This is a genomic window from Enterobacter sp. PL_is379, from assembly GCF_055817355.1.
Genome location: NZ_JBVPGT010000028.1, coordinates 122,580 through 140,018 on the forward strand (window position 1 = coordinate 122,580; position 17,439 = coordinate 140,018).

Annotated in this window: 17 protein-coding genes and 1 other RNA gene; 6 read left to right on the forward strand and 12 right to left on the reverse strand. The window is 53.2% G+C overall.

Annotated elements, in window-relative coordinates; genetic code table 11:
- The first annotated feature begins 23 nt into the window (after positions 1–23).
- Entirely contained in the window at positions 24–302 is a 279-nt protein-coding gene (locus AC0TOY_RS11395) for a biofilm development regulator YmgB/AriR family protein (protein ID WP_023617825.1), read from the forward strand.
- A 190-nt stretch (positions 303–492) separates the two neighbouring features.
- Positions 493–2,643, forward strand: coding sequence for a formate dehydrogenase subunit alpha (gene fdhF, locus AC0TOY_RS11400; RefSeq protein WP_463726838.1), 2,151 nt, complete (start codon positions 493–495; stop codon positions 2,641–2,643).
- 66 nt (positions 2,644–2,709) lie between these two features.
- On the opposite strand, the gene AC0TOY_RS11405 is transcribed toward fdhF, so the two are convergent.
- From AC0TOY_RS11405 to AC0TOY_RS11430, 6 genes are all read right to left on the reverse strand, one after another.
- Positions 2,710–3,351, reverse strand: a complete 642-nt coding sequence (locus AC0TOY_RS11405) for a LuxR C-terminal-related transcriptional regulator (protein WP_024909401.1) — start codon at positions 3,349–3,351, stop codon at positions 2,710–2,712.
- A 51-nt stretch (positions 3,352–3,402) separates the two neighbouring features.
- The gene (locus tag AC0TOY_RS11410) at positions 3,403–3,921 is read right to left on the reverse strand and encodes a fimbrial protein (protein WP_473702398.1); all 519 of its coding nucleotides are present in this window, start codon (positions 3,919–3,921) and stop codon (positions 3,403–3,405) included.
- A gap of 5 nt (positions 3,922–3,926) precedes the next feature.
- Positions 3,927–4,874, reverse strand: coding sequence for a fimbrial protein (locus AC0TOY_RS11415; protein WP_473721851.1), 948 nt, complete (start codon positions 4,872–4,874; stop codon positions 3,927–3,929).
- 11 nt (positions 4,875–4,885) lie between these two features.
- Positions 4,886–7,414: a fimbria/pilus outer membrane usher protein gene (locus tag AC0TOY_RS11420; RefSeq protein ID WP_473721852.1), complete on the reverse strand. Its 2,529-nt coding sequence runs from the start codon at positions 7,412–7,414 to the stop codon at positions 4,886–4,888.
- Between the two features lie 44 nt (positions 7,415–7,458).
- Complete coding sequence (locus tag AC0TOY_RS11425; protein WP_473721853.1) at positions 7,459–8,136, reverse strand: fimbrial biogenesis chaperone; 678 nt, start codon at positions 8,134–8,136, stop codon at positions 7,459–7,461.
- A gap of 79 nt (positions 8,137–8,215) precedes the next feature.
- A complete protein-coding gene (locus tag AC0TOY_RS11430; RefSeq protein ID WP_248164167.1) occupies positions 8,216–8,746 on the reverse strand; it encodes a fimbrial protein in 531 nt (176 codons plus the stop codon).
- Positions 8,747–9,163: 417 nt separating this feature from the next.
- Here AC0TOY_RS11430 and AC0TOY_RS11435 point away from each other — a divergent pair, with 417 nt between their 5' ends.
- Both AC0TOY_RS11435 and AC0TOY_RS11440 read left to right on the forward strand, forming a co-directional pair.
- Positions 9,164–9,823 (forward strand): helix-turn-helix domain-containing protein, encoded by a 660-nt coding sequence (locus tag AC0TOY_RS11435; RefSeq protein ID WP_473721854.1) that lies wholly within the window; start codon positions 9,164–9,166, stop codon positions 9,821–9,823.
- A 69-nt stretch (positions 9,824–9,892) separates the two neighbouring features.
- Positions 9,893–10,522: a helix-turn-helix domain-containing protein gene (locus AC0TOY_RS11440; RefSeq protein ID WP_473721855.1), complete on the forward strand. Its 630-nt coding sequence runs from the start codon at positions 9,893–9,895 to the stop codon at positions 10,520–10,522.
- A gap of 50 nt (positions 10,523–10,572) precedes the next feature.
- On the opposite strand, the gene AC0TOY_RS11445 is transcribed toward AC0TOY_RS11440, so the two are convergent.
- From AC0TOY_RS11445 to ydiJ, 3 genes are all read right to left on the reverse strand, one after another.
- Positions 10,573–10,767: a YdiH family protein gene (locus tag AC0TOY_RS11445; protein WP_003857766.1), complete on the reverse strand. Its 195-nt coding sequence runs from the start codon at positions 10,765–10,767 to the stop codon at positions 10,573–10,575.
- An 85-nt stretch (positions 10,768–10,852) separates the two neighbouring features.
- A complete protein-coding gene (gene menI, locus AC0TOY_RS11450) occupies positions 10,853–11,263 on the reverse strand; it encodes a 1,4-dihydroxy-2-naphthoyl-CoA hydrolase (RefSeq protein ID WP_023311321.1) in 411 nt (136 codons plus the stop codon).
- A complete protein-coding gene (gene ydiJ, locus AC0TOY_RS11455) occupies positions 11,260–14,316 on the reverse strand; it encodes a D-2-hydroxyglutarate dehydrogenase YdiJ (protein WP_473712754.1) in 3,057 nt (1,018 codons plus the stop codon). The genes menI and ydiJ overlap by 4 nt, the downstream gene beginning before the upstream one ends.
- A gap of 325 nt (positions 14,317–14,641) precedes the next feature.
- On the opposite strand from ydiJ, the gene ydiK reads away from it, so the two are divergent.
- Positions 14,642–15,757 carry an AI-2E family transporter YdiK gene (ydiK, locus tag AC0TOY_RS11460; RefSeq protein WP_061715441.1) on the forward strand — a complete coding sequence of 372 codons (1,116 nt, stop codon included), beginning with the start codon at positions 14,642–14,644 and terminating at the stop codon, positions 15,755–15,757.
- 209 nt (positions 15,758–15,966) lie between these two features.
- Positions 15,967–16,074: antisense sRNA RprA (rprA, locus tag AC0TOY_RS11465), an RNA gene on the forward strand.
- A gap of 188 nt (positions 16,075–16,262) precedes the next feature.
- Here rprA and AC0TOY_RS11470 read toward each other — a convergent pair.
- The 3 genes from AC0TOY_RS11470 to AC0TOY_RS11480 are packed head-to-tail and all read right to left on the reverse strand — an operon-like array spanning position 16,263 to position 17,378.
- The gene (locus AC0TOY_RS11470; protein WP_096151424.1) at positions 16,263–16,574 is read right to left on the reverse strand and encodes a hypothetical protein; all 312 of its coding nucleotides are present in this window, start codon (positions 16,572–16,574) and stop codon (positions 16,263–16,265) included.
- Position 16,575: 1 nt separating this feature from the next.
- Positions 16,576–17,067, reverse strand: a complete 492-nt coding sequence (locus AC0TOY_RS11475) for a hypothetical protein (protein WP_157188997.1) — start codon at positions 17,065–17,067, stop codon at positions 16,576–16,578.
- On the reverse strand, positions 17,064–17,378 hold the full coding sequence (locus AC0TOY_RS11480) for a hypothetical protein (RefSeq protein ID WP_473721856.1): 315 nt from the start codon (positions 17,376–17,378) through the stop codon (positions 17,064–17,066). The genes AC0TOY_RS11475 and AC0TOY_RS11480 overlap by 4 nt, the downstream gene beginning before the upstream one ends.
- Between the last annotated feature and the right edge of the window lie 61 nt (positions 17,379–17,439).

Below are 17,439 nucleotides of genomic sequence, written 5' to 3' on the forward strand. Positions count from 1 at the left end.
TTTAACAGCTACGGTGAGAACAAATGAGACAAAATATTCAGCTTCAACCCGAATACCATTCTGCTTTTTTAGACAGTGCGCTGTCGGAATATTTCCGTCACGCAGGCGATCGTTTTGCTGAAGAGTCCGCTGTTTTTTCTACTGCAGTACGCTGTGTTCTGGCCTCCGAAGGTCATCTGTCCAATAAAGCGATCATCCTCTGGCTCATTCAGACGCTGGAAGCCACTAACGACGTGGTTCAGGCGGATGTGATTCGTAAGACGCTGGAAATCGTGGTGGGTTACACGATGGACGATCTCTAAGCTCCTGCTCGCTACGCCCCTAACGTGTCATCGTCAAAACTGACGATCGGCCTGACGATGACACGCGTCTTTCCCGCTTAACACCCTGTAAAACCAGCAAAGCCAACCTGGCACGGTTCCTGCTTAACACCGTTTACGGGACTGGGTTTTCCAGTCAACTTTGCTTCATTTCTTAACAGGTCTGTTATTGATGAAAAAGATCGCCAGCGTCTGCCCCTACTGCGGTGCAGGCTGTAAATTAAACCTTGTCGTTGAAAATAACCGTATCATCCGTGCCGAAGCGGCAGAGGGCGTCACAAACCAGGGCACCCTATGTCTGAAAGGCTTTTACGGCTGGGACTTCCTTAACGATACCCGTCTGCTCACCCCGCGCCTCACTCAGCCGATGATCCGCTACCACAAAGGCGAGGCTTTCACCCCCGTTACCTGGGAAGAGGCAATCCGCTACACCGCCCACAGGCTCAGCAGCATTAAAGCGCAGCACGGGCCGCGGTCGATCATGACCACCGGCTCCTCCCGCGGAACCGGCAATGAAACAAACTATGTGATGCAAAAATTTGCCCGCGCGGTGCTGAACACCAACAACGTGGACTGCTGCGCGCGCGTCTGTCATGGTCCTTCCGTGGCCGGTTTACAGGAAACGCTCGGCAACGGCGCCATGAGCAACTCCATCAACGATATTGAAAACTCAAAATGTCTGCTGGTGTTTGGCTATAACTGCGCGGACTCCCACCCTATCGTCGCCCGGCGCGTGCTGAAAGCGCGTGAAAACGGCGCGAAAATTATCGTCTGCGATCCGCGGCGCATCGAAACGGCGCGCATCGCCGACCAGCATCTGCAGGTGAAAAACGGCAGCAACATGGCGCTGGTGAACGCCTTCGGCTACGTGCTGCTGGAAGAGGAGTTGTACGACAAAAGCTACGTGGCGCGCTTTACGGAGGGGCTTGAGGCCTACCGCCAGACGGTGAAAGACTATGCGCCGGAGAAGGTTGAGCATCTTACCGGCATTCCTGCCCGCGACGTTCGCCAGGCGATGCGCACCTTCGCGGCGGCCCCTTCCGCCACCGTGATGTGGGGTATGGGCGTGACCCAGTTTGGTCAGGCTGTGGATGTGGTCAGAGGGCTTTCCAGCCTGGCGCTGCTGACCGGTAATCTCGGTCGCCCTGCCGTCGGCGTCGGGCCGGTACGCGGTCAAAATAACGTCCAGGGTGCCTGCGACATGGGCGTGTTGCCGAATATGTTCCCCGGCTATCAGGATGTGACCGATCCGGCGGTCAGGCAGAAGTTCGCCGACGCCTGGGGGATTGACGTCAATAAAATGGACGATCGCGTCGGGACGCGCATTACCGAGGTGCCTCATCTGGCGCTGGAAGGCAAGGTCAAGGCCTACTACATCATGGGGGAAGATCCGCTTCAGACCGAGGCCGACCTCGGTCTCGTTCGCAGCGGTTTTGAGGCGCTCGACTTTGTTGTGGTTCAGGACATCTTTATGACCAAAACGGCAGAAGTGGCGGACGTTCTGCTCCCTGCCACCTCCTGGGGTGAACACGGCGGCGTCTTTACCTGTGCCGATCGCGGATTCCAGCGTTTCGGCAAAGCCATCGAAGCCAGCGGCAACGTGAAGCGCGACTGGGAGATCATCAGCCTGCTCGCCACCGAGATGGGCTACCCGATGCATTATGACTCCGACCAGCAGATCTGGGATGAGATGCGCGAGCTGTGCCCGCTCTTCTTCGGCGTGACGTATGAAAAAATGGGCGAGATGGGCCACGTGCAGTGGCCGTGCCCGACGCTGGATCATCCGGGCACGCCTTACCTGTACAAAGACAATCAGTTCGATACCCCAACCGGTAAAGGACAGCTCTTTGCCGCACCGTGGCGCGCGCCGGCGGAAACCCCGGATGAAGATTTCCCGCTGGTGCTGTGTACGGTACGCGAGGTGGGACACTACTCCTGCCGCTCGATGACCGGGAACTGCGCTGCGCTGCAGAGCCTGGCCGACGAGCCGGGCCGGGTGCAAATGCACCCTGCCGATGCGGAAAAACTGGGCATCAAGGAGGGTCAACTGGTCTGGGTACGTTCACGTCGCGGCAAAGTGATTACCCGCGCCAGCATCAGCGAGCGTATCAACAAGGGCGCGGTTTATATGACCTATCAGTGGTGGATTGGCGCCTGCAACGAGCTGACCCAGGATAATCTCGATCCCATCTCCAAAACGCCGGAAACGAAGTACTGCGCGGTGCAGCTGGAGGCGATTGAGGACCAGCGCTGGGCGGAGGATTTTGCAGCGTCGGCGTATCAGTCCATGAAGTCGCGGCTGATTAGTGCGGTGAATGTCTGAAGAAATGTCGGGTGGCGTCACTGCCACCCGGCAACTAAACGACTACAGTCCCACCGTCTCTTCCGCTCATCCGTCGAAACCGATCAGATGGTCACGCAATTTGTTCGGGTAGGCATTTTTTTCGACCATCCTGTGAATGAGCGCCATAAGCTCATAATCACTGCGCAGATCGAATTTTTGCATCAGCAAATACTTATGCGTAAATATCGTTTTATCACTCGTCCTGAGTACATCAGCAATCTGCCCTACCGAGAATCCTCTGTAAAAATTCACCGTGACGCGGATCTGCTGCGGCGAAAGTATTTTATGCTGGCACTCGAAACAGCCGTTATGCTGCCAGCGATATCCCGGCAGTTGCGTCCGGTACCATGCAATAAAAAGCATCTCGCTAACCTGACCAAGCGGGGCGCGGCGGGAGATAAAAATGATATCCTGAAAACAGGATGTAAAAGCGGAAAAACGCCGCTCATCGTCCACCAGCCCAATCACAATCCCTTTTTTTCGCGCTTTCAATTCAGGAACACAGGTCAGCGTTTCCCCGGGGCATAGAGCGAGAATAATAATATCCGCGGCACTGACGCTGTCATAAGTAAGCTCAGTGTCAAAATGAATGTGATGCCTGAAATTATGCAGGAAAAAATCCACAAGAAAATATTGCAGGCCATTTTTAAAAAAAGAATCCGGTTCTTTAATCAGGATATTCAACATATCAATTACCAACATCTGCATATCAATAAGGACAACCAACGCGCGTGCCGATCAGTTGTATTGCATCGTCATGACCACGACGGCACTGATGCTCCCCGGCGTCGCACCGCCGGTGACAGATTTGACTGATGCCTGCATGACCATCGTCGCGGTTCTGTCTGACGCAATAGTCTGCGTAATGCTTGTCCCTGTGCCCTTTAACGCACCGGTTGCGCCCTCGCTCATCGCAATCGCGACGTTCGTGGCCGAACCGCTGTTCATGTAGTAACTCGCCCCCGAGACGGGATCGGGGTTGCCGGTAAAGGAGACCGTAACGCTGCGCGTGCCTGCCGGACACTGGGTAAACGGCAGGCTAAAAAACACAGGATCGGATGTCGCCCCCGGCGTGGCCATATTGGATGCCTGAATATTGCCGAGGTTAATATCCAGACTGGTATTGCCCCCATTGAATACGCAGGGAGAGGCGATAATATTGCCGGCGACGCTGACGTTAACGCTATCCGCTGCAATAACATTGCCGCTTATTACTGCCGCGATGAACGCTGCCGTGCGCATTATATGCATCGTCATCCCCTTTACTGGTAGGTCAAATTTAAGGTTGCTGACGCATTTGCGGTACCGGGTTCTACCGTTGTTTGCGTCTGGTAATAACGCGCCGTTAATGGGAACGCTTCCTGCCCCCCTGCCGCAAGCTTCAGCGGCAAACGCGCATTGAGGGTGAGCGGTGTACCGTTATAGAGCAACTGAACGCCAACCCCTTTCGCCGTACCGGTATTACCCTGCCCCGTAAGCGCGAGCACGCTGGGTGTTGCAACGTCAGGATTCTGAATGCCGCTGAGTGATACGTTGACGTTAGCCCCCGCATCGCAGTTAAGCCCGAGATTTTGCGTATTTTGAGCGCCAGTTGGTGTGGTGCCTATCGTTGAGCCAAAAAGCGCGGCAGAAATATCGCCTATCGGAAATGTCAGTTGCGGTGTTGTAATATTGCAGGCCAGTACATTAATGGTTCCGCCCAGCAGGGTGGTCGTCAGGCCATCACGGTAAACGCCGTCACTGCCCTGCAGCATCACTACCCCCAGCACGCCCGGCGTCAGCGACCCCGACGAGACCGGTCCGGTAACGATAAGTTCTATTTTACCGCCCCACCATTCGACATAACTTGCCTGAGCATTATAGGAAAAGGTATTGGCCGGGTTTTCAAAATAATTACCCGACGAAAAACGCACGCCTATACCGTTTACATTCGTGTCATAAACATGATTACCGTAAGCACTCGGTGTCGCATTCAAATACCGCATGCTAAAACCCAGCATTAATGGATTGGCACACCCCGTTAAATAGGAACCGGTTATTGTCGCGTTTCGCGAAAATAATACGGTTCCAACTGCCACGTCACGTTGAACCGTAATTGTGCCGATGGACAAAGTTGATTCCTGCGGCGTAATCGTCGTGCAGGTTCCTGCATGAGCACTGTTCCAGCCTGCTGCGATACACAGCAGGAATATGATGTTAATTAAGCGCATGTTAAAAAACCCTAAAGACAATTGACGTTAATTTCGGTAATTCCACCCGCCGACGGCTGCGGGGAAAGCACGTAAGGTGCGCGGCATTGCCGTTCGCTTTCCGCTCCCCACGTGACGAAGACGGTTCCCTGAGTATCCAGGCCGGTGAGATAAGCCTGGCCTTTATCGCCAACAATAACGCTGCTGCCGTCGGCGCCCTTAAGGCTTGCCATCGCGCCAAAGGGAACAAACTGGCCGTTATGCAGTAAATTAAATAACACCCGCCGCCCCACCTTCGCCTTATAGTCGGCCAAAACGATCGCGCCACGCGTCGGCGTCACCGTCCGGGTATTAATATCCAGCTCAACATCATCCGGCAGACTTTCCGGGGCAAGGGTGATGTCATTTTTACGGTATACGGAGAGATTGCTGACCACCGTATATCCGCGGTAATCCGTTTTAACGCCCGCCTGATTGCGGATATCGACACCGTGTGCGCCCGGCGCGCTAATCAAAACATTGGTCTCGCCCAGGGGTTGCGAAAGCGTGATCCCCTCTTTGTGAGCAAGAATGCCCCCTTGCAGGCCGTAGTTAAGGCGCTCGCTGTTTTTATCGTAGCTGTAGCCCGCCGTCGCTTCGCCGTAGGTTCCCTTATAATCACCGTCCAGATTGCCCGTGTAGCCGACGCCGTCCGACCCAAAGCCTTGCTGCACGTTCCAGTTCAGGGCGTAGTTTTCCAGCGCTACGCCGTTCAGGCCGATGTTGTGGGTGGTGCCATTATTCTTGCTGGCGCTTACGCCATAGTTAGCCCAGGTCTGCGGCAAAAACGTCTCCAGCGGGATACTGACGTTAAAGGCCAGCAGCTGATCTTTGTCGTACCGTTTATTGTTATCATATGAACCCGCACTGCCGTTTTTACTGTAGGTCCAGGTGAGTCCGTAACTGATGTTGTGCCAGTAGTTGTTGTAGCCCAGGCTGTATGACGCCATTGTTTTACCCGAATTCCAGTAGTCTTCACGGGCCGCGCTCAGCGTCAGCGAGCCAAGATTACCGCCCAGCGTCTGGCTCATCGTCAGCTCGGCCCGGTTGCGGCGTCGGTCCTGAAGCGCGGAGCTGTCACCGTACGAATCAAGGATCTCCTGCATACCGTAGTAACCGCTGGTCGAGTAGCGGTAACCCGCAATCGAGAAATGGGTTCCGGTCCCCACAATGTTTTTGCTGTATCGCGCACGCCAGGACTGGCCATTGGATTTCTCACCGCCCTGCGGGGTGGACCAGGCCTGGGTCATGTCCGCAGAAATAGCGCCGAAATCACCCATGTTTTTTCCAAGCCCGGTGGCGATCGACTGATATTTACTCGACTCCTGCAGCCCGCCATACAGCGTTAGCCCATACGGCAGACCATAGATCCCGGTGATTTGCCCGAAAGGTGTCTTATCGACGCTGCCGTTATAAGAACGGTATTGCCCTCCGGTTACTGAATACTTGAGCCGTCCTTCGCGCTGTAAAACCGGTAATGACGCGTACGGGAGGGTGAAATGTTGCTCACTGCCATCAGCCTCTTTAACGGTGACGTCCAGATCCCCTGCGCCGCCCGTGGGGTACATATCGGTAATCTCAAAAGCGCCTGGCGCCACGTAGGTCTGATAAATCTGATAGCCGTTCTGCCGCACCACCACCTGGGCATTGGTGCGCGCGATCCCCCGCACCACGGGTGCATAGCCTTTCAGCGAATCCGGGAGCATGTCATCATCCGAAGCCAGCTGTCCGCCTCGAAACGGCATACTGTCGAACACGTCGGCTGGCGCGGAGCTATCCCCCAGGGTGAGCTGCGCTTTGAGCGGAATAATGGCCCGCTGCGCATAGGTGTAGACGGTATCCCATTTGTCCTGACCGGTTTCATCCCGCGACCAGGTGGTGTAATTTCGCAGTCGCCACGGTCCAACGTTGAGACCCGGGCGCAGGTTGGCATATTGACTGTTGCTGTTTTTACTGCCGTTTTGTTTTGCCCGGCTGTTTGCGCCACTCAGGCTGTAATTCAACATGGCGGCGGCGATCCCTTCATCCCATAGCGCTGGCGAGACATACCCGCGTGCCGGCATATCAATGGCGGCCTGAGGAATGCTGACGATCAGTCGCTGCGCGGCAAACTGAAAATCCGTGCTGGCGTGAGGAATAGCCTGAAGGTTGACACAGGACGCGTCCTTACTCGCTAAGTCGGGAAAAAGCGCGGTTTTGACGCCCCATCTGTTGAGCTGTTCAATACTCAGACAAGGCTTAAGGCTATCGCCCTCTTCCCCACTTTTTACTGCGGTAAAATCAATATCGCTGGTCTCGATGAGTTGGTCGTCAAGGATGATGTCAACGTGGTATTTCCCTGGTGCCTGCGAACCTGATTCAAAAGCAGATAAATCAGCTTTACCCGTGCCCGGATTGTCCAGTTCAACCAGCTCGGCGTTGAACGAATCACGGGCATAAACAGTCTGCATTGCATTTACCAGCGCAAAGGCGATACAGATCGCCAGACGCGCAGGCTGCATTTTTTTAGTTTTCGTTGCCATCATCATTAACCTGACCTGCTATGAGGATCGCCGCTTTTGATGAATTAAAAGCTGGCCTGATACATTCTTCCGGGGCTGCCGTAATCATTAATGACTTTGAATATAATGTGGTTACCATTGGCACCTGCGGGTAAGCTAAATACCGCCGTTGCACCCGGTGCCACCCAGGAGACCTCATCCAGTTTTTTATCACCGACGCTTATTTCATTAAAGTTGATGACATATCGCGTTGGATTGGTGACCATGAGCTTATTCCCGCTACGCGACCAGGTTAATTTATTCGCTTGTTCTTCCGGCGTTGTTCCCTTCAGACCTGACGGGCGATAAATAAGCTTGATGCGCGTTTTGACAGCAATTTGCAGTGAGTTTTCCTGTTTTGAGGCAGACGGTATGGCTTTAATATTCAGCCAGAAAAGACTTTCTTTATCCTGGGGTAGTGAACCCGAGAGTAAAATACGTTCAATGTTTTGCTGCCCGCCATCCAGTCGATATAAAGGCGGCGTTACAATAAAAGGTGCTTTATTAGCATTCCCCTCTGGCATGTCAACCCAGGACTGGATTAAATAAGGCACGCTATCAGCATTATTGATACTGATTGATGCCTCTTTTTTCCCACCATCAAAAATAACGCGGGTACCGCCAATAATGACCCCGGCATAAGCGTTCGAAAACGATGCTGTCAGGGCGGCCGATATGAGCAGGGCCTTGCTAATAAAATGCATGTTACACCTCTTGAAACACGGGGGCAGAAACTGCCCCCACGCAGAACGTCATGGAACCGACTCGTGTTCTGCTTAATGACTAGTTATAAACAACGGAGAAATTTGCCACGGAGTTTGCAGGACCGGCCGTCACCGATGCCGCCGTTGAAATATACTGCGCGTAGAAATTCAGCGTATTATCGGCGGTGCTGCTTAGCACATAGCTATAGCTGTTACTGCCGTGCAACGGCAGATCCGCTTTATCAGCGGTCATCAAATTAATAGCAACACCCGTTGCCGCTCCGGCGACGGAGGTATCAATAGCAAGCAGATCGGCGTTAGTCAGATCGGGCGTACCGTCAAAACGGACTTTGGCACTGTTGACCGTAACCGGGCAGTTCTTCAGGACGATGTCGAATTTCGTTGCCGCAGTGCGCGAGCCTGTTGCCTGAAATTCTGTTTTATTGTAATCGCCTAATACCACCACCTGATTTTGAGAAGCAACCGCGACATCGCAGGCAGAATCCAGGATGTTACCGTTAAAATTAACGGTTCCTGCAGCAGCGAGTGCATTGCTCATCATCAAGGCAGAACCTGTCGCAACCATCGCTAAAATAATGTTCTTTTTCATAATCTTCATTTTCCTGTTTACGGGATAACTTTATTTATTATTAAAACGTACGCAGCAGAAAGTTGATAAATAAATCACAGTGGATTCATCTTCTTTTTAATTAACGCTATAAGGTTTTTCTGACTGGCTGATTAAAATTTAAATAATCATTTTGGTGAATACAACTTTTTGATGGTCTAGCTGTAGACTCTGATTTAACGTAATTTCAACATTTCTTTCAGGATACGCTTACGTCTTATTTCCTGGTCTATTAGTAGACTTGATCGTCTTTATGTTTTCATTCAAGGGGTTAGATATCAGATGCTCAACGGTCTACTTTTGGACCTTGCCGAAATATTCCCTGACTCCTTCATTTTTAAGATAATTCTCCATGCAGATCAAAAAACGATCAGACCCGTAGTCGCTGTGAGGTATCTTATGAATACGCGTTTAACCACGCCATTGAATAACCACGAATCAACCGTTCTGGGTTTAAAACCGTTTATCCATATAGATACCCTGATTAAATCAGTGCTACCTGCTGCGAACAGAATGGTCATCTGTCGGGGAGAAACCGTACATTATTATAAAGATGATGTGCGCCAGTGTTTTTTACTTCTCCAGGGAAGCGTGGCGCTTCATCGTCGCGGCGACGGCATTGTTTTAAACTCTGAATCAGCGCCGTTTATTCTTGGCGTCAGCAGTCAATTTTCTTCGGAGCATCTCTATGTCAGGGCCCTGGAGACGGCAGAAATCGCCCGCGTGTCGCTGGAGACGTTTAATCAGATTGTTGCGCAGCAGGATTTATGGGAGCACTTTTCAAAGCTGCTGATTTATACGGCCTCACGGGTGTATGAGCACTGCGCGCAAATATCGCAAATGTCTGCCTACGACATCATTCGCTTCCAGCTTGTTGAACTCATGCAGGAGCCCGATACCATACGGAAAAATACGACGGCCGCCGCGTACATCAAAAGCAGGACGTATCTTTCACGTAGCGGAATTATGCGTATTCTGGCAGAACTGCGGACCGGGAAGTACATCACCATGGAACGTGGGGTGCTGCTTGACATTCACCATCTGCCGCGAAAATATTGATAGCCAGCGTGCCTGTACCCGGGAGAAGCGCTATAATTAGCCAGGTTATTTTTAAGGTTGTCGGCTGCCATGTCCCTTCCAGAAAAGTCTCAACGGGGTTCTCCCTACGCGCAAGAGCTTATTTCACACCTGTTGCCTGATTGCACAACGCGACATAGCGCCCGCGGCGAGCGACTGGACCTGCAAATTAACGGTCAGGGCATGTGCTATTTAATTCTCGAAGGAACCATCGCCATCTACAGAAGAAGCGATGACATGATGCTGTCTACGGCTCGCAGTCCGGCCGTGTTCGGCCTCGCCAACCTGACCGACATCTATTTCAATGATTATATTAAGACCGTCAGCCCTTGTCTGATAGGGACGCTCACCACCGAGCGGGTGAATGAAATTATCAAAGAGAAGGCGCTATGGGGACTGCTTTCTAAACAGCTCATCTTTGTGTATAGCCGTCTTTATAACAACGTGATGCCGCAGGGCGCGCCGACGGCGTATGAGATGATTCGCCAGCAGCTCATAAAACTGATGGATGAAGATGAGAGCTATCGCGGCAGCGTGACGGCGGAAAGGTATATCAGGGAGAAAACCCAGCTCTCCCGCAGCGGCGTGATGCGCATTCTGGCGGATTTAAAAACCGGCGGATTCATCGAAATGGAAGAAGGCAGGCTCATCAAAATCAATAAACTCCCCGCCCGATACTGAATGTCAGACACAAAAAAGGCCGCATTCGCGGCCCTTTTATTCTCATGTACTCAATGGACGTGAACGCCCAACCGCCAGGCAAAGTAGATCTCTTCTTTCAGCTCATTTGAAGAGAGCGCCAGCAAATCTGTAAATTCCAGCTCAAGCTGTTTCAGCTTTTTCAGGTACTGCGCCGGAGACAGGTTGCTCTTATCGCGACGTAAATATTCAATTGCCAGCTGTGTTGGGGTTATTTCAGTATCCATGATGTCCTCGCTTATGTACAAAACCTGACCAGTATACCACAACGCGCTGGCTAGTTTTTGACCAAAGGCAAGACATCTGAAAATTTTACACAACCGCCGTGGTCAGCCGCGACGAGCAGCACAGGCGATCCTGCTCGTCGAGAATATCTATTTGCCACACCTGATGGCGGCTTCCGGCGTGCAGCGCGCGGCAAACACCGCGCACGCGTCCGCTGCGCACCGAGCGAATGTGGTTAGCATTCACCTCAAGTCCGACAACCTTCTGCTCCCCTTCGGTGCAGAGATACCCCGCCACCGAGCCCAGCGTTTCGGCCAGCACGACGGACGCTCCGCCGTGCAATAAACCAAACGGCTGGTGGGTGCGACTATCGACGGGCATGGTGGCCTCAATCTCATCGTCGCCAATGCGGATAAACTGGATATCCAGCAGTCCCACCATATTCCCCTCGCCCATGGCGTTCAGCGCCTGCAGCGTCACGGCACGTTTCCAGATCATCCAATTATCTCCAGTAAAGCCTGCAATGGGTGACGTACACCGTTGCCTTCTACCCGTTTTACCTGGCTGCGGCAGGAGTAACCCGTCGCCAGACAGCGGTTTCGCGGCAAACGCTGCATCGCCTGATGCCAGGACAGCTCATAGATGCCGAGCGAGTTGGCGTGGTTTTTCACTTCGTGTCCGTAGGTGCCGGCCATCCCGCAGCAGCCTACGTTGACGCTCTCCAGCTTCGCACCGAAGCGGGCAAAAACAGACGCCCACTGCGCGGGGGCACCCGGCAGCGCGGTCACTTCCGTACAGTGACCGAACAGATACCACGGTTCACCGCTGACATCCTGAACAGCCTTATCTTCCAGCGCCATCGGCAGCCACTCGTGCACCAGCATCACGTTGAAGTCGCCGCGCTTATCGCCCAGGGTCTGCTTGTATTCATCGCGATAGCACAGCACCAGCGCCGGATCGACGCCGACCATCGGTATCCCGAGTTGCGCCACGCGATTCAGGAAGTCAGACGTTTTCTGCGCGGTCTTCGCAAAGCGGTTCAGGAAACCTTTAATATGCTGCGCCTTGCCATTCGGGGAGAACGGCAGCACAACCGGCTGGTAACCCACTTTCTCCGCCAGACGGACGAAATCGGCCACAACCTGCGCATCGTAGTAGCTGGTAAACGGATCCTGCACCACCAGCACCACCTTCGCTTTTTGCTCAGGCGTGAGTGCCTCCAGCTGCTCCAGGGTCATGTTCGCCGAGCGATGCCCGACGAGCTGGCGCTGCAGAGACGGCACCGACAGCAGCGGCAGATCGACCATGCCGATATGTTTTTCGGAGAGCTTGCGCACCAGCGGCTGGTTGATAAAGAAGTTGAACGTCTTCGGCGCGCGCGCCATCAGCGGGGCGTAGCTTTCCACCGTCGCCACCAGATGGTCGCGCACCGGGCGGAGGTAGCGGGTGTGATACAGCTGCAGGAAGCGCGAGCGGAATTCCGGCACGTCGATTTTAATCGGGCACTGGGTGGAGCAGGCTTTACAGGCCAGACAGCCGGACATCGCCTCTTTCACCTCATGGGAGAAATCATACTCGCCCTTGTTGGCATGCCAGCTGTTGCGGGTGCGCTCAATCAGCGAGCGCAGGCTGGCCCGTTTTTCCGGCAGCTCCTGCTCCAGCCTGAGCGGATCCACCCCGCGGTCGGCCAGCAGCCGCAGCCACTCGCGCACCAGCGTCGCCCGCCCTTTTGGCGAGTGGATACGGTTGCTGGTGATTTTCATCGACGGGCACATCGGGCTTTTCACATCAAAGTTAAAGCACAGGCCGTTGCCGTTGCACTCCATCGCGCCGCGCCAGGAGGAGCGCACCGCAATCGGGATCTGTCTGTCGTAGGTGCCGCGCTTGACGGCATCCACCTGCAGCATTGGCGCGTCCACGCCTTCAGGCGGGCAGATTTTACCCGGGTTGAGGCGGTTATGCGGGTCGAAAGCCGCTTTCACCTTGCGCAGCTCCGCGTAGAGCTGTTCGCCGAAGAATGCCGGGCTGTATTCCGCGCGGAACCCTTTCCCGTGCTCTCCCCAGAGCAGACCGCCGTATTTGGCGGTTAAGGCCACCACGTCGTCGGAGATCTGCTTCATCAGGATCTCCTGCTGCGGGTCGCACATATCCAGCGCAGGACGCACGTGCAGTACCCCGGCATCGACGTGGCCGAACATGCCATAGCTCAGGCCGTGGCTGTCCAGCAGGGCGCGAAACTCGACGATATAATCCGCCAGATGTTCAGGCGGCACGCAGGTATCTTCGGCAAAGGGAATGGGCTTCGCCGCCCCTTTTGCATTGCCGAGCAGGCCCACGGCTTTTTTACGCATCGCATAGATACGCTCAATCCCGGCCAGATCGTTACAGAGCTGCCAGCCGATCACGCCGCCCAGGCCCTGCGCAATCAGCTCATCCAGACGCTGGCAGAGCGTGGTGACCTGGCGCTCAATCAGCTCCGCATCATCGCCGGCAAACTCCACGATATTGAGACCGAGCATCTCTTTATCCGGCACGTCGGTAATCAGCTCGCTGACGGAGTGCCAGACAATGTCTTCCCTGGCCAGATTAAGCACTTTGGAGTCGACCGTTTCCACCGACAGCGCTTTCGCTTCCACCATAAACGGTGCATTGCGCAGCGCGGAGTCGAAGGAGTCATATTTCACGTTCACCAGACGACGCACTTTCGGCAAGCGGGTGATATCCAGCCGCGCCTCGGTGATAAACGCCAGCGTCCCTTCGGAACCGGTCAGCACGCGGGTTAAATCAAACTGAGTCAGGTCGTCGTTAAAGACGTGACGCAGGTCGTACCCGGTCAGGAAGCGGTTTAGTTTGGGGAACTTATCGAGAATAAGCTGGCGGTTGTCGCGGCAGCGCTCCAGTACGGTACGATAAATGCGTCCGCTGGCGGTGTTATCTTTACCCAGCGTTTCCGCCAGTTCGACCGGCATCGGCTGGGTATCGAGGATATCACCGCCCAGCAGAACGGCGCGCACGCCCAGCACGTGATCGGAGGTTTTACCATAGACCAGCGAGCCCTGACCGGAGGCATCCGTGTTGATCATCCCGCCAAGGGTCGCACGGTTACTGGTGGAAAGCTCCGGGGCAAAAAAGTAGCCGTAAGGCTTGAGATACTGATTAAGCTGATCTTTGATAACGCCCGCTTCGACCCGCACCCACCCCTCTTCCGGGTTGATCTCAATGATGCGGTTCATATAGCGCGACATATCAACAATGATGCCCTGGTTCAGCGCCTGACCATTGGTCCCGGTGCCTCCGCCGCGCGGCGTAAAGACCAGTGAAGCAAAGCGCTCCTGCGTCGCCAGCCGGGCGATAAGCGCCACGTCGGCCGTTGAACGAGGGAAAACCACGGCATCGGGAAGAAGCTGGTAAATACTGTTATCGGTCGCCATCGTCAGCCTGTCGGCATAGTTCGTGGCGGTATCACCTGTAAAACCCTGTTGCTCCAGTGCTTGCAAAAAATTAAGCACCAGCTGAACGACGCCAGGTGCCTGAGAAATCTGTGGGATCATAACTGTCGACCCTAATTAGAGTTGTATATACACGTCATCCTTCGAGCTGCCTCTGCGTTGGCTGCGTCTGCTCACCCCAGTCACTTACTTCAGTAAGCTCCTGGGGATTCTCAGACTTGCCGCCTTGATGCAACTCGAATGATTTTGTGTATAAAATCGTTTGCGTTGTGTCTGGAAAGTTTTATCACATTTTTTTCTTATAATCTCTGCTGAATTACAGGCAAAATCCGCCTGTCAAAAACCGCCGAGATCATCAATGATTAGAGAGACGCGGTTTTCCGTTCCCGCCAGTCGTACTGGCGTTCTTTTAAGGAAAGTTTCATTTATGGTCAATCTTCGCCAGCCCAGGGATGTTGCGCAAATTTTACTGTCGGTGCTGTTTCTGGCCCTCATGATTATTGCGTGTCTGTGGATTGTTCAACCCTTTATTCTCGGCTTCGCCTGGGCCGCGACCGTGGTCGTGGCCACGTGGCCTCTGCTGCTGCGCTTGCAGAAGCTGCTGTTCGGCCGCCGCGGGTTAGCCGTGCTGGTCATGACGCTCCTGCTGTTCCTGCTGTTTATTATTCCGATTGCCCTGCTGGTGAATAGCCTGGTGGATTCCAGTGGCCCGGTTATTCGTGCCATTAGCAGCGGTGACCTGACGCTGCCGGATCTGGCCTGGCTGAACAGCATTCCGGTGGTGGGCGCCAAGCTCTACAGCGGCTGGCATAGCCTGCTGGAGATGGGCGGCAGCGCGCTGATGGCAAAAGTCCGCCCGTACATTGGCACCACAACCACCTGGTTTGTCGGTCAGGCGGCACATATCGGCCGGTTTATGATGCACTGTACCCTGATGCTGCTCTTCAGCGCCCTGCTCTACTGGCGCGGCGAGCAGGTCGCTTTAGGCGTTCGTCACTTTGCCACCCGCCTGGCGGGCAAGCGCGGTGATGCTGCGGTACTGCTGGCTGCGCAGGCCGTGCGCGCGGTTGCGCTGGGCGTGGTGGTCACCGCGCTAGTGCAGGCGGTGCTGGGCGGTATCGGTCTGGCGATTTCCGGCGTACCGTACGCCACCGTATTTACCGTTGTCATGCTGATGACCTGTCTTGCGCAACTGGGGCCGCTGCTGGTGCTGGTTCCCTGCATTATCTGGCTGTACTGGACGGGTGACACCACGTGGGGAACGGTGCTGCTGGTCTGGAGCTGCGTAGTCGGCACCATGGATAACGTCATTCGTCCGATCCTCATCCGTATGGGTGCTGACCTGCCGCTGATCCTGATCCTCTCCGGCGTCATTGGCGGTCTGATTGCCTTTGGCATGATTGGCCTGTTTATTGGCCCGGTGCTGCTCGCCGTCACCTGGCGCCTGTTCTCCGCCTGGGTGCATGAAATTCCACCTCCGGGAACAGACCCGGACGTGATTCTGAGCGAACTGGAAGAGCTGGAAGAGAAGAACACGCATTAAGTTTTTTTGCCGGGTGGCGCTAACGCTTACCCGGCCTACATTCCCCCTCACAATACTTTAACGCTGCTAAAGTATTTATTCGTTGCACACTGGTCAGACCCGCCGTTTGTGCATTAAACCCGCGATTAACCTCAAGAAATCTTTACGCCTCTTTAACTATTGAGACGAATCTGATCGACGCTAAAGATCACAATGCCTACTATTAGCTCACGGTTATAAATCAACATCTTGATTTATAAGCATGGAAATCCCCTGAGTGAAACAACGAATTGCTGTGTGTAGTCTTTGCCCATCTCCCACGATGGGCTTTTTTTTCAGTCACTTACGGTGCTATGTAGGGCTTTAGTGTGCAACTATGTGATGAGCCAAAGTGCTATCCTTATTGTTCCCATAAAATATCAATCGCTTACGCTGCGTGCATATTGTTTCTGGTTGTGTGACAAACACAGCAAGCCCCGAAAAATGGAGGCTGCAGAATCTCATTGAACCCCTGCTCTTTCATTGTTTAGAAAGTTCCCCTACATTCAAATTCATTAATCTTAGGCATAACAGGACTAAATATTGTGACAATAGTTAATCCATCATTTACCCAGTGAACATATAGCCTATTCTGTTCATCAAAGGTAAAGATGCTACTACCATCCTCAGCGGTTCCAGAGTGATAGTATTGCTTGCCAGCATACTCCATTAATTCACCCTGGTTATCAGTGCCATTTTCAATAGTGGCTTTATTCCCGTTCATATCCTTACAGACAAAAGCAGAAGCGTTAGCACCAAAGGATGCAAGTAGTGTGGCGGCAATAATGAAATGCTTCATCTTAACCCTCAACAACATAAGGAAAATCTTTGCTGAACTTATCAAAGTCAGCACGTAAGCGCATTTTCTGTTTATCAGAGCAGCCCTTATAACTACCTTTGATTATCTGGGCACTAGAATCAAATCCTTTCTCACGTTGCTCTTCATTAGGTATAAATACATCAGCTTCGTAGAAGCTATTGGTGTGAGGCTCAAAGGTGAATGTATTAGAGTTACTAGAATCCATAGTGTTAATAATATGAGAGTCGGGCATAGCACCCAGATAAGTGATTCCCATTAACATTGTATGATCTACAGGGTTAACTGGCTCATAGAAAAGCTTGCCATTTGTTTTCATGAAAATTTCAGCGGATATGTTTTTATGCAAATCCCCCTTACTTACACCCTTAGCATTACTTACGGTCCAGTCATTAAAAGTAACGACGCGGCAGAAATCAGAAGCTGTAGCTGCTGTAGACATAGCCATTAATAATACCAAAATACTCTTATTCATTTCGGTCCCCTGCGAATGCCATTAAACAAACTGTAAGCCCTGCTCATGCGTTTTATTATTAGCAGGGCTACAAGAGTGCTTATTTTGATTAGATTGTCTCTGTAGTCCTTCAGCGTTTCCCACATGGATTGGAAAGGAGCAGCAAGCGCTTCAAGTTCCATGAGTCGAATTATTAACGCTGCTGCTCTGGGCGTGGCTAATCCCTGTGTTTTGGAATGCTGTACGATTTCAATCATGCTCTTATCGTAACGCTTCTTCCAAAAGTAGCCTTTCTTGTCTGTGTGCATTAAGTGTGCAAACTGTGTGCTCATCACTAAACCCCGAGGTTTCTATGGATTCATTGTAAGCATCGCCATTACAGACTTCTTAGCT

Coding starts and splice junctions, on each gene's coding strand:
- ydiJ (WP_473712754.1), bottom strand. CDS start 14,316: ATGATCCCACAGATTTCTCAGGCACCTGGCGTCGTTCAGCTGGTGCTT.
- AC0TOY_RS11475 (WP_157188997.1), bottom strand. CDS start 17,067: ATGAATAAGAGTATTTTGGTATTATTAATGGCTATGTCTACAGCAGCT.
- AC0TOY_RS11395 (WP_023617825.1), top strand. CDS start 24: ATGAGACAAAATATTCAGCTTCAACCCGAATACCATTCTGCTTTTTTA.
- AC0TOY_RS11425 (WP_473721853.1), bottom strand. CDS start 8,136: ATGCATTTTATTAGCAAGGCCCTGCTCATATCGGCCGCCCTGACAGCA.
- AC0TOY_RS11420 (WP_473721852.1), bottom strand. CDS start 7,414: ATGGCAACGAAAACTAAAAAAATGCAGCCTGCGCGTCTGGCGATCTGT.
- ydiK (WP_061715441.1), top strand. CDS start 14,642: ATGGTCAATCTTCGCCAGCCCAGGGATGTTGCGCAAATTTTACTGTCG.
- AC0TOY_RS11480 (WP_473721856.1), bottom strand. CDS start 17,378: ATGAGCACACAGTTTGCACACTTAATGCACACAGACAAGAAAGGCTAC.
- AC0TOY_RS11445 (WP_003857766.1), bottom strand. CDS start 10,767: ATGGATACTGAAATAACCCCAACACAGCTGGCAATTGAATATTTACGT.
- AC0TOY_RS11405 (WP_024909401.1), bottom strand. CDS start 3,351: ATGTTGAATATCCTGATTAAAGAACCGGATTCTTTTTTTAAAAATGGC.
- AC0TOY_RS11470 (WP_096151424.1), bottom strand. CDS start 16,574: ATGAAGCATTTCATTATTGCCGCCACACTACTTGCATCCTTTGGTGCT.
- AC0TOY_RS11440 (WP_473721855.1), top strand. CDS start 9,893: ATGTCCCTTCCAGAAAAGTCTCAACGGGGTTCTCCCTACGCGCAAGAG.
- fdhF (WP_463726838.1), top strand. CDS start 493: ATGAAAAAGATCGCCAGCGTCTGCCCCTACTGCGGTGCAGGCTGTAAA.
- menI (WP_023311321.1), bottom strand. CDS start 11,263: ATGATCTGGAAACGTGCCGTGACGCTGCAGGCGCTGAACGCCATGGGC.
- AC0TOY_RS11415 (WP_473721851.1), bottom strand. CDS start 4,874: ATGCGCTTAATTAACATCATATTCCTGCTGTGTATCGCAGCAGGCTGG.
- AC0TOY_RS11430 (WP_248164167.1), bottom strand. CDS start 8,746: ATGAAAAAGAACATTATTTTAGCGATGGTTGCGACAGGTTCTGCCTTG.
- AC0TOY_RS11435 (WP_473721854.1), top strand. CDS start 9,164: ATGAATACGCGTTTAACCACGCCATTGAATAACCACGAATCAACCGTT.
- AC0TOY_RS11410 (WP_473702398.1), bottom strand. CDS start 3,921: ATGACGATGCATATAATGCGCACGGCAGCGTTCATCGCGGCAGTAATA.